Source organism: Pseudomonas sp. N040, from assembly GCF_015637705.1.
Classification (GTDB): domain Bacteria; phylum Pseudomonadota; class Gammaproteobacteria; order Pseudomonadales; family Pseudomonadaceae; genus Aquipseudomonas.
In genome coordinates this window covers 177,551-190,849 of sequence record NZ_JADOBE010000001.1, presented here as the reverse complement: position 1 = coordinate 190,849, position 13,299 = coordinate 177,551, and the positions used below count along the sequence as shown (strand labels likewise).

At 52.3% G+C, this 13,299-nt stretch carries 8 protein-coding genes; 2 read left to right on the top strand and 6 right to left on the bottom strand.

The features are described 5' to 3' along the window. Window positions 1–362 precede the first annotated feature (362 nt). Complete coding sequence (locus ISX93_RS00835) at window positions 363–920, bottom strand: hypothetical protein (RefSeq protein ID WP_195776791.1); 558 nt, start codon at window positions 918–920, stop codon at window positions 363–365. Window positions 921–1,486: 566 nt separating this feature from the next. Here ISX93_RS00835 and ISX93_RS00830 point away from each other — a divergent pair. Beyond that, window positions 1,487–2,137 (top strand): HEPN domain-containing protein, encoded by a 651-nt coding sequence (locus ISX93_RS00830; protein ID WP_195776790.1) that lies wholly within the window; start codon window positions 1,487–1,489, stop codon window positions 2,135–2,137. After that, a complete protein-coding gene (locus ISX93_RS00825; RefSeq protein ID WP_229731963.1) occupies window positions 2,134–2,601 on the top strand; it encodes a hypothetical protein in 468 nt (155 codons plus the stop codon). The genes ISX93_RS00830 and ISX93_RS00825 overlap by 4 nt, the downstream gene beginning before the upstream one ends. A 108-nt stretch (window positions 2,602–2,709) precedes the next feature. Here ISX93_RS00825 and ISX93_RS00820 read toward each other — a convergent pair whose 3' ends face one another. From ISX93_RS00820 to ISX93_RS00800, 5 genes are read right to left on the bottom strand one after another with little or no spacing between them, the layout of a single operon-like run. Next, window positions 2,710–4,536: a hypothetical protein gene (locus tag ISX93_RS00820; RefSeq protein ID WP_195776789.1), complete on the bottom strand. Its 1,827-nt coding sequence runs from the start codon at window positions 4,534–4,536 to the stop codon at window positions 2,710–2,712. Continuing rightward, window positions 4,536–6,983, bottom strand: coding sequence for an AAA family ATPase (locus tag ISX93_RS00815; RefSeq protein WP_195776788.1), 2,448 nt, complete (start codon window positions 6,981–6,983; stop codon window positions 4,536–4,538). Before ISX93_RS00815 ends, ISX93_RS00820 begins: the two co-directional genes overlap by 1 nt. Next, a complete protein-coding gene (locus ISX93_RS00810; protein ID WP_195776787.1) occupies window positions 6,983–8,473 on the bottom strand; it encodes a hypothetical protein in 1,491 nt (496 codons plus the stop codon). Before ISX93_RS00810 ends, ISX93_RS00815 begins: the two co-directional genes overlap by 1 nt. Further along, window positions 8,457–11,858: a DEAD/DEAH box helicase gene (locus ISX93_RS00805; RefSeq protein ID WP_195776786.1), complete on the bottom strand. Its 3,402-nt coding sequence runs from the start codon at window positions 11,856–11,858 to the stop codon at window positions 8,457–8,459. Before ISX93_RS00805 ends, ISX93_RS00810 begins: the two co-directional genes overlap by 17 nt. 6 nt (window positions 11,859–11,864) lie before the next feature. Further along, window positions 11,865–13,298, bottom strand: a complete 1,434-nt coding sequence (locus ISX93_RS00800; RefSeq protein ID WP_195777179.1) for a protein kinase domain-containing protein — start codon at window positions 13,296–13,298, stop codon at window positions 11,865–11,867. Window position 13,299 lies beyond the last annotated feature (1 nt).

The following is a 13,299-nucleotide window of genomic DNA, read 5'->3' as shown; positions in this document are numbered from 1 at the left end:
TCCAGCATATGTACTCCGCTATTGAGTGATTTATCTTAATAGCGGAGCTGCAGTGCCCAAATTCGAGCAAAAATTTCAGAAAAATGAATTTTTTTTAACCGATCGCGCGAATGAGTGATGTGGCTTAGTAAAAAACTGCCTCGATAATTTCCGACGAACAACAGGCCGAGATTATTTTTGTCCAATTCTGCGTTTTTGTTCCCTTCAATGCCGCTATTAAGCGGTAAGTCGTTCAACTCCAAACAAGAGCGGGCTGTGAGTTGCTGGTAGCACTTCTTTTCTACCATTGGTCAAGTTGGGCGCAATCAATGGGCATGCAGGGGTAATTACACAGGGTATCGCGGGACGTAGTCGCAGAAAGCTTAATGGTTTTCCGACCACTTCAATCGAGCCCGGCGAATGAAGCTTGCGGATACCCCTAAGCGCGTGGCAAGGGCTCTGTCAGAGCTTATGCCAAACTCTGCGGCAAGCTCAGCTGTAATCTCAGGATAAGAAGTCTGATATGGCGCGACTCCAAGTTCATGTCGCTTTTTCTTCACTGGAAAGCTGCTGACGCCTAAGCGGTCGGCCAGCGCTGGATCAGGCATCGTTCCTAACAGGGCGAGCGTTTCGGCGGTCCAGATACCCTCTTCCAGCGGCTTAAACGGAGCCCTGAATACTTTCGGCTCCGGAACGCCAATTTCGGCTCTTAAGTCTGCAATGTGGGTGGTCGGGATTTTGAAATCCTGAGCCAGTTGGTAATTGCTCCTTGTCCCCAGTTGCTCTCTTAGTGCCTCTGGGATATCAATATTTCGAGGGTCGTAGGTAGTAATGTCATGACGAAGTCGGTAACGCCGTACGGTGCTCGACCCAATGCCAAACCGCTTGGATACCTCACGGTCACTTATTTTTCCAGCCAATAGTTTCCAGTCGTTAAACATGCATAACCTCATGATCGCTTGGTGCCAGCGTTGCTTATTGTTAGATCGCTTTAGGCGCTGGTATATCGGTTGACTGCTGATGTCTAGGTCAAATGACAGGCTTATTCTTTGGTGTGGCGGGAAAGTTCTCAACCCAAAATGGCATGAGAAAACGAGTTATTTTTTTGGCCAACTAATTCCGGACTCCACATGGAAGTCGAAAAAACTGTCCCGTTTTTATTGCACCTTGGATGCTTTATCTTTGGCGCCGCAAGGGCGCGAGCAGGGCAGGCCATTTGCTCGATAGCGATTTGGTATTTGGGGTGGCGATCATCGATGCGAATGCAGCGGCGGTAATGGGGCGGGTGTGAAAAAGGCCAGACTTAGAACTCTCCTTTGAACCAATACCCTAATAGCGGAGAGTGAGTGCCCAAAATCAGGCGGTTTTAAGAAAAAAGAGTCGCCCCTGTAAGTAATGATCTCGGTCAGAGTTTACTGAGAGTCCTGCAGGCTATGCTGCTATTGCTAGTCACCGTTTGACTTCGCCACCAAACCCTATCATCTGGCATCCAGATAAAGAGCACGCTGTGAGACATGAAGAACTGAAGGCGCGTCAACGGAAAGAAAGGGAAAACCATCCCCCAAATCTGGCGTTGCGAGTGCACCGCGCCCTGAGTTGGCTGGGTAAGGCGGAAAGCAGTGAAGATGACGACAGTCGCTTCATCTTTCTCTGGATTGCCTTCAATGCTGCCTATGCCACAGAGATCGACGAGAACTCGCGATTGTCTGAGCAAGAGACCTTCAAAGCGTTTCTGAAAAAGCTTTGCGATCTGGACACTCAGTCCCGGATCAGTGAACTGGTCTGGAACGAGTTTTCCGGCAGTATCCGTGTACTGCTCGATAATCCCTTCGTGTTTCACAGCTTCTGGGAGTTCCAGCGCGGCCGGATCAGCGCGGAAGATTGGCAGAGCCGTTTCGATACAGGCAAGCGGTCAGCCAGCATGGCTTTGGCCGGTGGCAACCCGGCCGAAGTCCTTGCGGTGGTGTTCAACCGCATCTACGTGCTGCGCAACCAGATGATGCATGGCGGGGCCACTTGGAGCAGTCAGGTAAACCGAGACCAGCTTCGCGATTGCGCGCGCTTTCTGGGCAAGTTGGTGCCGTTGGTGATCGAGATCATGCTGGACAATCCGAATACCCTCTGGGGCGATGCCTGTTTCCCTGTTGTGCAGGCATGAGTACCACCCGCCCGGCCCTGCTCGATAACTTTACCTGTGCGCGCAAACAGCCTGTATACGTCAAGAATGACAACATTACCGTTCCTCTGCCTGTCGACCAAGGCAGCAGTGTTTTGGGTGTGCAATGGTCATTTCTGCGCAAAGGAAAAATCATGGATCCGATCTGTCTACGCAGCATAGGCCTTGTCGTTCTGCTGCTTGCAGGGACCGCCGGAGCCCAGGATCGTGATCTCGATAACGATGGCGTCTGGGACTACGAAAAGGGTGGCATTGATCGTGATACCGATAATGATGGTATCTGGGATTACGACAAGGGCGGCATCGACCGTGATCTGGATAACGATGGCACTTGGGATAAGGGAGCCGGGGGAATAGACCGTGATACCGACAACGATGGAACCTGGGATCGGGATGCTGGCGGGATAGATCGCGATCTGGATGACGACAATCAGTGGGACGAGTAGACGTCGTTCTTCTCTGTTGAGGCCCGAGTCTGTAAGACCTGCGCTGACAACCCCCTGGGTGCTTCGAGCAACCGGAAGCAGCCAGTGTCTAGTGAGCCAGGTGCGGTTCTAATCGACAAGTTTGGGTGTTTCAATGAGCATCGCCCACCCCCTGCGACCCAATGTCCGGAAATCTCTTTTTCCAGCAACTTTTTGCTCATATTCACGCTGGCCCTTCTGGCCTCGCAGATATCGCTCCGTCCCACATTCGTCACAATTTGCTTTGAAGCCAGAAGGATCCTGGAAAACCAAGCGTACTTTGTTCCTGCATACCGGACATATCTGCAATGCGATAATGTCTTCGTTGCACCTTAGCAAGTCAGTACCTAGTCGTAATGCGTTGGCAGACTTCAATGCCGCTTGGAGCTCATTGAGGGGTTCGCCTGCCAGCATTTCCTTGAGCTGTAACGTTTTGGCTTTCAGGTCAACGCGAATCGCCGGTAAAGCCTCAGCAAGACTCAGCACAGCCGTCGGCACTTTCTCCAGCGGCTGGCCATAATTTTCCAACAAAAGGCGCTGCAGAGTGCGATCAATCAGCAATCCAAATCTCTCCTCGCAGTACATGTCTGAAGGAGACAATGGCACCCATTGCCCAGAAAAAGCATCCTCCGGCAGGTCCTGGCCGATCGCTGGCCAGGCTATGAAACGGTTGGCAGGCATTGCTTGCTCAGAGGGTGTACCAGTTGTCAGCCAGGGAACTACTGTCAGTAACACTTCATCCTCAGATGAGCCGGCTCCGGTACTCAGTAGTTCCCACTCCAGACCACTCTGGCGAAGCTGTAGAGTTCTGCCACCCCATATACCCTGTTTATTTCCGCCCAAATAAGGCTGCAGTGCCCTGCGTATTACAAGGCCCGTATAACTCGAATATGCCTGGGCAAGTTGCTGATTCTTCCTGAAACGTTCCTCGGCAGTAACAACGACACTCCCCTGGGTTCGCCCCAAAAGGTCCCATAGCGTCGCCACATGCCTGTAGTCAGGGTCATGGCTAAGAATATTTGTGCGATGAAGAGCGCTTTCGACCCGGGCGTTGCGATCAACCAACGTATACAGACCACTTTGCTGCAACTGGCGTATGGTTTTGTGAAGCTTCTGCAGCTCTTCCAGTGATTTATTCAAAAGATTAGAAGCATTGCTGGTCTTAATCTGATCTCCAAAGGTCATGCCCCATAGATCACATACCGCGTGGGCAAGTCGATGGTTTATGTCTGCAGATTTGTAAAACTCCATCGCTTGTTCAAGGGTCGCATGCAAGCTGCTAAGGGTTGAGAGTCTGACTCGAAGATATCTGTCAATCTTGTCTAGTAGCCTTGCATATACTCGGTTTTCATAGATACCGAAATCGTCCTGGCTGAATCGGGCCATAACCTTTCTGGGGATAACTCCACTGAGTGTTTGACGCTGCCAGCACTCCGAGTGGGACGCAAGATGCACCAGTGCTCCTTTGGAAAGCTTCCGAGCGCGAGCAATATCCGTGACTTCATCCTCATAGTGCATGTCCAGCCGGGGGTGTTGGGAAATTCGATGCAAATGACCTTTACTTACGACCTCCAGCAACTGCTCCTCGAACGGCTGGAGGTGCCCTTGATCATCGACAATCGCAGCTGGCATAAGCGGGGATATCAGTGCGTCGGCCTGCTGATGATAAGCATCGAGCGTGGATATTGCCTTGAACAAAAGCTCGGTGCTTGCAACATCAATCTGGCTTGGCAGGACGAACGACCGAACCTGATCATTTAGCTGGCACCGCTGCCCTTCATCTTCTACCAAAATGCCCGAGAAATTGGGCGTATGGCCATTCAGTGTCAGCCCGGTTGAGCCTGCCCAATATCGACCAGGCTCAACCTTTTCCGGAAGGTCACGCAGCGGCTTTCCTGTCAGTCGGTCCAGCCACATCAGCTAACGCCTTCTAGGCGGCGGATGTCGACTTCCAGCAGCTGATTGCAGCGTTCTGGCACACCATCAAGACCGGAGGCATCCCAGAACGAAAGCAATGCATCCTGTAGCGTTTTCAGAGCATCAAGGCTCACATCGTAACGGCCGGTAACCTTACCCTTGCGCATGACACGCGTGGACAACAGGTGATCCAGAGCTTCTCCCTCGGAGCCCCCCGCCGCCTTGATCACAGGAATAAATCTCTTCGCTTGCTTCTCAAAGCGATTACCCCAGCCTAGCCCGAAATCTTTTTCAAGTCGCGCGGTCAGGTCGTCCTCACTGAGCCATTTCAGCAGATCACCGACTTCTTGGCGGTGTTTATTGCATGCCTCGTCGAATGCCTTGTTCAGAGAGGTATACGAGAAGCTAGCAGGATCGTAGTGCTTGATAGTGAAACTGTGGTCCTGCTTGGGCAGGGTCATCACATGCGCACGGTCGTAGGTCTTATCTGCAAGCTCGTTTGTAGTTTCGTCATGGTTGGCGGTTCCGATAAACCAAACGTTGTTGGGCACAAGAATTTTGCGCCCTTCCCGCAACATCATTGGAGCATTGGGCATGGCCGTCTCTGCCAGGCTGATCAGGCGTTCATCCCGATTGTTTTTCTCTAGGGCCGAAAGGAATTCTGCAAAGTATTGTTCTGGGCGCGAGAGATTCATCTCATCAAGGAGAATCACGTTGCAGGTATCTCGCCAGCGCGGCGTTTGAGCCTTGTAAAGAGCTTGCAGGCAATCCTTCTCATAAAAACGCCGTTCGAAGGCGTTGTAATGGCCGAGCAAGTCGTCTCGGTCACGCCAACCTGCCTGAACAGCAATATCGGTGCAGAAACCTCCCATGGCCTTGGCAAAGGCCTTTGCCAGACTGGTTTTGCCCGTACCACTAATTCCCTGAAACACATGTAGCTGACTCATGGCCAAGCCGCCAAGCAGTAAGCGAATATCTTCAAGTGGATAAAACAACTCGACAGGCTTTTCTGCACTGGCAATTCGGTGTTGTAACTCTTCTGCAAACTGTTTGAGTCCTGGTACGGATTCAAGCTCCATACTTGCCCGGTATTCCCTTTCAGCATCCATCAGAGACATGGCCGGGAACGGCGTTTGAGTTTTCTGGGCATTGGTCAGTTGGTCGATCCGGCTTTCCAGATCATCAATATGCACAGTTAGTGTGTTCTTGTGTTGCTCAAGCACGCGCTTTTCCCGCGCCACCGCCTCAAGTTCAGTCGAAGCAACACGTTTGCTGCTCAATTCGCGCCGGCACTCATCCAGCTCGGGCCTGATCACAGAAAGATCACGCTCCAGATCAGCCTTGCTGCTGCGAAGGTAGTCGAGTTCCCGCTGCAGCTCTGAAGTATCCGACTGCTCAAAACTACGTTTCAGCGTCACGTTGTCATGCTTCAGAACATCAAGTTCCTCAAGGATATCGGCCGCAGATCTTTCGCCGAGTACCTGGGCCAGCTCCTGCATATTCGACAGCTTGTCTTTGAGGGCTTCTGCCTTTTTCCATGCGTTGTCACGCTGCTGTTCGAGCTTTGCTAATGCATGCTCATGGCTGGCACGCTCCGTTTCAATTTCAGCTGCAACACGATGTTCAAGGCTGGCCTCTGCAGATTTGATATCAGCCCACTCTCGATCCTGTCGACTGCGCGCACGATCAAGCTCCATCTTGCTCTGCTTGATTTCATGTTCACGATCATCAAGCCGCTTTATGCGCTCAGACTCTTCCTCGGAGCAGCTGTATTTGATCTCAGCCAAGCGCCGGGCAGCTTGTGCTAATTCGGAATCAAGCTTGCGCTTTTCATCCTGCACGTCTTGCAGGAAGCCTTCTTGTTGCTTGATAAGTTGATGTTGACGCTCCTCAAGCTGGCGTAATGCCTGTTCATTCTGTTCAACAAAACCGGCTTGAGCGTTAGCTTCACGCAATTTCAGTGAGCGCTCGGCATCCAGCAGTTCTGATTTTCTGCGGGCCAACTGTGCTTGCTCGGCGACTAAAGCAGCCTTTGCATCGTCAAAGGCTGCTTTTCCCGCCTCGAACGTGTCCTGTTGCACGGCAAGTATCTGCTCCCTTGCGCCGATACCGGCGACTAGGCTGTTTGCCTGCTCCCAGCGTTCTGCGGACTCCTCGTGTAAACGATCCTTGAACTTAACCAACTCTTTGCTGAAATCTGCGAATCGCTCAATCCAGCGTGCTAGATCAGTGTCCCCATCGGCCTGAAACCTTTCAAGAACACTGCGTAACCAGTCCTGTTCCACATGGATGTCCATGCTCATATCGAACGACTGGTAAACCTTGGAGGCGCTCTCAAATGAAGCTTCCCAAGTATGTAGCTGCTTCTCCAGCGAAGGACGTGGCACTACCGTAGCAGCTACAGGCACCTGTTGAGGGCCAAACTTATTCGCGCTCTTCTTACCCATTACATCCATTCCTTAAACTGTGCGGTGAAGCTCAGGGCGAACTGGATACTGTCCAATGCCATACGCTCCGTGAGTTGGGTTTGTTCTTTTCCAGTAAAACTGCTCTGGGCATGGCTGCTCTGATTCCGCAGGTCCGCCAGATCCAGCAGCTTCTCAAGCTGCAATTCAGCAGGGCCCATAACCTTGAACGGGTGTCCAGGTTCATTGAACGTTCCCATGACGGCAGCAAATAGCAGAGCCTTGAGCGAAGAGACTGGTTTGGAGCAGGCTCGAATCACCTGATCAAGCTTCTGCCTTGCCAGTAAACTAATCACGCCCACAGTTAATGCAGGAATCTGCAACGCATTGAGAATCCTCTGATTAAGCCTGTAGTCGGCTCTTTGCTGACTTGGTAACAGCCCTACGTCAGCCGGATAAGCACGAATCAGCCATTGCATGAGCACTTCCAGCAATTTCTGACTTTCCACCAGTGCGGCATCTAACTCTTGCGGACTGGTATCGCCCTGCAGCAGTTTCTCCCTTCGCACCAGCAATGCAGCCAGATGCCTTTTGATATCGGGCTGGCGTTCAACCCAAGGGTATTCAATCAACACCTGAAGCTCAGTCTGTTTGTGCAGTGCTTCCAGCCATTGCTCAACACTCTGGTTATCGATTCGCGGAATGCTTACCAGCGACTCAAGATGGGCGAGCAGGTGTGGATGATCCTCAATTGCCTGCATAAGTGTCTCTTGCAACCACCATGCATTGCCTCGGAACTCGAAGGGGTCCTTGACCGACCAAAGTCCCAACCCGTCCTCATCGGCTGACACCCAAACAAGAACACGGGCCGGCTGAGTCGAGGCATCCAGACGCTGAACACCCTGCAAGCTGATTTGCTCTGGCAAATGAGCCGACTGTCCCAACTGCTGGCTCGCGCGATAATCTTCACGGTAATCACGGTAGACAAGCATCAAAGACTCATGGTCGAGTTCGGGCAGCGTTGTACGCTTGGCAGCCAGCATGAAGGGGCTGATCTTTTTGCCTTTTTTTCGCTCTTCCACGAACTCGGGGAAGCGGGCCAGTTGGTCTATAGGCTCCATTTGACTAAGCTGTACAACAAAACGAGGCCAGAACCGTCCGGTTAGCGCATCCTGCAGCAAATAGCCGGATTTCATATTGGCCTCGTCGAAATCCTCGTCATTCAGCAATTTATTACCGTTGGGTGTCAGTTCATCAGCGTTATCAACCAGCCACCCGTTACTGACTCCCTGCGCCAGTATCAACTTGATCAGGTTGAGGTGAAGACCAGTTAACGAGGCAAGATCATCTGCGCGTACTGTTTTGGCACGAATCAAACCAAGCACCGCGCGTTGCAATAGATTCAATGACGTCCGTTTGATGTCCGGATACAAAACGCGATGCACCAGTACCGGCCAAAGCACCGCCCTTATCTTGCCTCTCGGTTTTGAACCAAACTTTAGAAACATGCCGGACTCAACGAAGGCTGCCATGCGCGCCTCCGCACATCTGATGGAATGCTGCCAACGCAGGTACTGCCTCTTGCGCCTCAGCCGACGTGGCTAATGCTGCATCGCCGACACAGATCAGCATTTGCCGTTGACGGCTCATGGCCACGTTCATCCTGTTGGGCAACCTTAAAAATCCAAATTGCCGGTTAAGTTGTTTCTCGCGGGCTGCGGTATCGTCGCTCTCCTGCCCTGGCTTTGAAGGCTTATAGGTCCGAACGCAGGACAGGAGCACAACATCGAACTCTTTACCCTGAAAGGCGTCGACTGTGCCCACCCGCAATCTTTCTTCCAGACTGACAGAACCATCCCCGCGTACTTTTCGGGCCCATCTGAAATGCTCATGGGGTTCGTATGCACCGTTCCGCAACTCCATCAGCGGCATCTCGTCAATGCGCTGCTCAGAAAGCTTTTCCATGATCAGATCTCGCTGGGGTGCATAGAAGGTAATCACACCGATCGAAAGGCCATCGCCTCCTGCCCTCAGCAGCCTGACTACCTCATCCGCGATGCGTTCTGCCTCAATCTCTCTTATCCGACTTGTACCCCTGCGCTGATCCTTACCCTGAGAGGCGGGCACATCAATCCATTGGCAAACCCGGTCACGATAGTTGGATGCCAGCGGGCCAAGAGCACTAAGAAAGTCTTCTGAAAATGCGAAATCATCCGCGCATCGCTTAGAGTGAATCTGGCCAAGGCCCACGGCTTCATAAAACTGCTTACTGACAAACTCACCGAGCAGTGGATGCATGCGAAATTGGGTATCCAGCATTACTACGCGGCGAATGTTGTCTATTTTCTCAAGCTCCTGCAGCTTCACGCGCATGCGCTCGAAAAGGCTGGAACGGAAGGCCACCAACTGAAGTTCAGTCAGTTGATGCTCTTCTTGCAGTTGACCTTCAATGTCCGGCTCAAGCATGTGCGGTAACTGCCGGTCATCACCTACCAGCACCACTCGGCGCTTGGCCATGGCCATGGGTATAAAAAGATCCAGCGGATTGGCTCTGGCAGCCTCATCGACCACCACGGTATCGAACTCAATGTCAGTACTGTCGAGGCCAGAAACTGATTTAAGACTAGCCATCTGCTTGCCTGCTGCCTGCTGGCAAGTGGCACCTACTACCATGGAGTACTCGTGCACGACTGCCAGTGCAGCCGCTCGATCCATCTCTAGGCTGTCTGCAAGCTGCTCCAGTACCCAGGCCACGCCAAGCTTTCGCTCGCTAAGTCTGTCCTTAAGTTCGCGATCAATTTTATCAAGCAACGCCAACCCCTCAGGTGATACCTGGTGTCTCAATTCTGCCGGCCGGTAATCGGGCATGAACTGATCGAGTAGTTGGATTTTCCAGACTGCCAAATCATGCAAAATGGAGTCTGGGGGCTGCGTGCTATCCGCTGCATCCTGCAACAAGGAAAGCAGATCATTACTCGTGTAGGTGTTGTCGCGCTTCAACCAGCTAAACAAGTCCCAGGCGCGATCTGGACCATCATCGTTGAATGAGCTTCTCTCAACCCTTAACGCACGGATTCGTCTCAAGGCTTGATCATGCTGCGCACTCGATTTCGTTCCCGGGTTCTGCCTTTGCAGGTTCTCGATATGGTCCTCAATCTGACTTTCAAGCTCTAGTTTCAACGAGAGGCCGTTGTCACTCAGCTCACGCAATGCGTCCAGAATACTGGCGAAGGTCTCGGCTTGAAGGGTTGGTGAAGTACCGGAAATTCTGGCCAGAGCCAGCTGGGTTGATAGATCCCTGAGTCGCTCCAATTCGGGGTATTTGCTGTATTGCTCTGCAACCTTCTCCTGCAGGTGATTGACCTGACGATCCAGCCATGGATCAATCACGGGCCCATCATCCTGCGCTCCGCGCTTACCGCCCACTCTCGCTCCGGGCAATCCGAACACGTCGCTGCGATCCAGTGCATTGTCCACGGCGTCATGCTGGAAACTGCTGATCAGAACCTGTGCAGCAATGTTCCTGTCTTGAGCTTCCTCCGCCAGACGTCGCTGTAATGCTGCGATCACCTGCGTCTTTCCGGTTCCAGGGGGGCCAATGATGACGGCCATGTCGGGAGTATTGAGTGCGGTATCCAGAGCAAGCGCCTGCTTCTCTGTCGGCTTTCCACCTTTAAAGGTTTCCAGTGCATATGGCGTCAATCCATTAATTGGCCGGCGCCTTGAAGCTGGTACGGTCACGCCTTCCAGTAACCACTTTAATTGCGGAAGTCGTTTGCCCGAATCAATCGATTGTTTGGCCGCGTGGCGCCTTTTACCGATAGTCCTGTCTCCGGCCAGTGACAGGTACATCCAGCCATCAGGCTTTTTAAGGCGAACACCGCGCCGGGTTGTAGTCGGTTTAAAAACAACACCTTCACGTTCAAAACGTATGGTGCCGCGCGGAATATTCTGGTCGGCATTTGTCTCATCCGTAGCCAGTTCTTCCGCCCAGTCTGGGGGTTCCAGACCGAGATCAACCTGAGTGTTATCTGGCAGCTCAAGGTTTCGCCAACGGTCACGGAATTCCTGGTAGTCGTCCTGAGATTTCGGAGTCAGGCGCCATACGTTCTCACGTCCTTCTTCAATACCCTCCCATTGAACGAAGCGAAGTGAGCGTAAGGTTTCTGCCTTTTTTAACGCGCTCTTCCACTCCTTGTCGTTATAGAGATTCCACAGCTCCAGATAAGTGGCACTGTCTCGCAACGCAGCATTCAGCAAGGCTTGTTGGCTGGGACTATTGAGAACCGTCGCAACAGAGACATCCCGAAATTCGAATTGGCCGATCAGTAATGAGAAGGCCCCGTCTCGACGCGAGTGACGCGTAATGCGTTTGATCAGAAGCCCGCCGTTCTGCTGTTGCTCAACATCAGCACGCCAACCCTTGCCAAGGATTTGGAAGCCTCCTTTCGTGGCGCTATTACTGAAACGGGCAACCGTCAGCCAGTTGCCTTCGGCAAGGCCGCTCACAAGGAACTGATCTGTTAACCATTGGCAGGCCGAGGCTAGGTTCTTATCCCGGATTTCATGCTTGCTGTAGAGGTCGTCTGCAATCAGCTCATCGACCCCAATCTCAAGCTGCATGGCTGTCACTTCAACAGGTGCACAGTACTGCACCAGCAGCTTGCTACTCTGCTTGGTGTTCTCCTTACTGGTTAGTAGCCAGCGCACCTGATCTCGAAGCACCAGCCTGCTAAACAAATCTTGTGTTACCGCAGAGCATTTCACTTTGATACTTTCGTTGCCCTGAACAGCAAGCCATTCATCTTGGTAGCTTTGGAGAGAAATCGGCTGTCCTGTTAAAAAGCCGTCTATAGACTCTTTGGTTGAAAGAGCCAGCACATCCACGGACAGCATGGGGAATTCTTTAAGCTCCATATGCCATCACCACCTGAATTGCCAAATCACATAAGATTTTCCAAGCGCTACAGCATCGAGATTGGATTTTTCAGGCTCCCCAATGTAAATCCAGTAGGGCTCTTCATGCTGCCCGCGTAAACTTTCCTTGAGCCCTTGGTAGCGCTCTATCGGCTTTTTCACAGCTCCGCGTGAAATATGCAGTTTGCTCCTGGGCAGCGGGTGAATTCCCAGTCCCTGAGCGTTGTATTCAATACGGACATGGTCTGAAGGCCAGCGGTCGTAGCTGAAGGTTGGCATCAAGCGCTTTAGCTCAATTTCGACACCAGGCTGCAGCCATACCATGCGACCAGTCGCAATCATCTCCCCAGATGCATTAGTAGAGCCCTCGGTCTCTGCCGGTAAGGAGATGAACTCTTCGAACAACACCAGCCGACTATCAGTAGGTTCATCGCAGAAAAAGCATGAGGCTTCACTAATAGAGCCTAGTTCAGCTGACAGCAAGGTAGAGCCACCGCAACTTGCGCAGCAGTAAATACGTTCATCAATTTCCGTAAACGCCTCAAGCCACTCTGCCATGCTTGGGCGACTTGACGGGTTATGAAGCCCCTGCTCGAAACAACGGCTAAACAGGGCGGGTAATTTACTGTGCTCGATCAACTGGATCGGCAAATTGGTGAAACACTGATTGGAGTCGTCCTGAGTGTCATAAATCCATGGACGCTCACCTCGAAGTGCCGCCTCCTCTTCCTCGGGATCGCCGTCACTGATCAGCTCGCCCTTGAAAGGGTGGTTATGGGTCAGTAACTGATAGGCGATGACCGCAAAACTCCAAATATCAGTCAGGCTGGACAACAATGAATCACTGCGGACTACTTCCGGCGCACCATAGTCCGCTGTATGTACGGTCAAACCGCTGTGCGACTCGAGGCTGATGTTGTCGCAATCAATTAACCAGGTCTCTGCATGACCAGGGTCATCTGAAACAAAGATATTGCTTGGAGACAGATCTCCGTAAAGCATCCCGCGGGAGTGCAATTGGTTCAGTGTTCGGGCCAGCTGGCTCAAGATGCGGATTCGGCGTCGTAGACCACCTTGGCGGACATAATCGGCGGCTGCCTCATCTTCAGCGGTGATGAAACTATCGAACAGGCTTTGCAGCGGAACCAGGCCGTCCATTAGCTCCATGACATAGCCGAAGCGGGGCTCAGCCAGCAGCGTTAGAGGTCTTGCCAGTTTCAGATCACTAAGATCCTGACGAATCAACCAGGCGATATGTTGATGCCAGCGCAAGCGGGCCCGTTGATCCTTATTGGTGAAGCCTTTGATCAAGACTTGGGGGTACTGAGTACGGTACACGATGCCTTGTCCGCCCCGGCTCATTTCCCCCCGAAGCTCGTAAGATGAGCCTTTCGTGTCCTGCACCATGCGCTTGTTTTGGGCGTTTGTAGTCGGGGTCATC

What these genes read in the sequence shown, in the direction of transcription:
- ISX93_RS00835 (WP_195776791.1), bottom strand. Translation starts at nt 920, where the DNA reads ATGTTTAACGACTGGAAACTATTGGCTGGAAAAATAAGTGACCGTGAG.
- ISX93_RS00825 (WP_229731963.1), top strand. Translation starts at nt 2,134, where the DNA reads ATGAGTACCACCCGCCCGGCCCTGCTCGATAACTTTACCTGTGCGCGC.
- ISX93_RS00820 (WP_195776789.1), bottom strand. Translation starts at nt 4,536, where the DNA reads ATGTGGCTGGACCGACTGACAGGAAAGCCGCTGCGTGACCTTCCGGAA.
- ISX93_RS00815 (WP_195776788.1), bottom strand. Translation starts at nt 6,983, where the DNA reads ATGGGTAAGAAGAGCGCGAATAAGTTTGGCCCTCAACAGGTGCCTGTA.
- ISX93_RS00810 (WP_195776787.1), bottom strand. Translation starts at nt 8,473, where the DNA reads ATGGCAGCCTTCGTTGAGTCCGGCATGTTTCTAAAGTTTGGTTCAAAA.
- ISX93_RS00805 (WP_195776786.1), bottom strand. Translation starts at nt 11,858, where the DNA reads ATGGAGCTTAAAGAATTCCCCATGCTGTCCGTGGATGTGCTGGCTCTT.
- ISX93_RS00800 (WP_195777179.1), bottom strand. Translation starts at nt 13,298, where the DNA reads ATGACCCCGACTACAAACGCCCAAAACAAGCGCATGGTGCAGGACACG.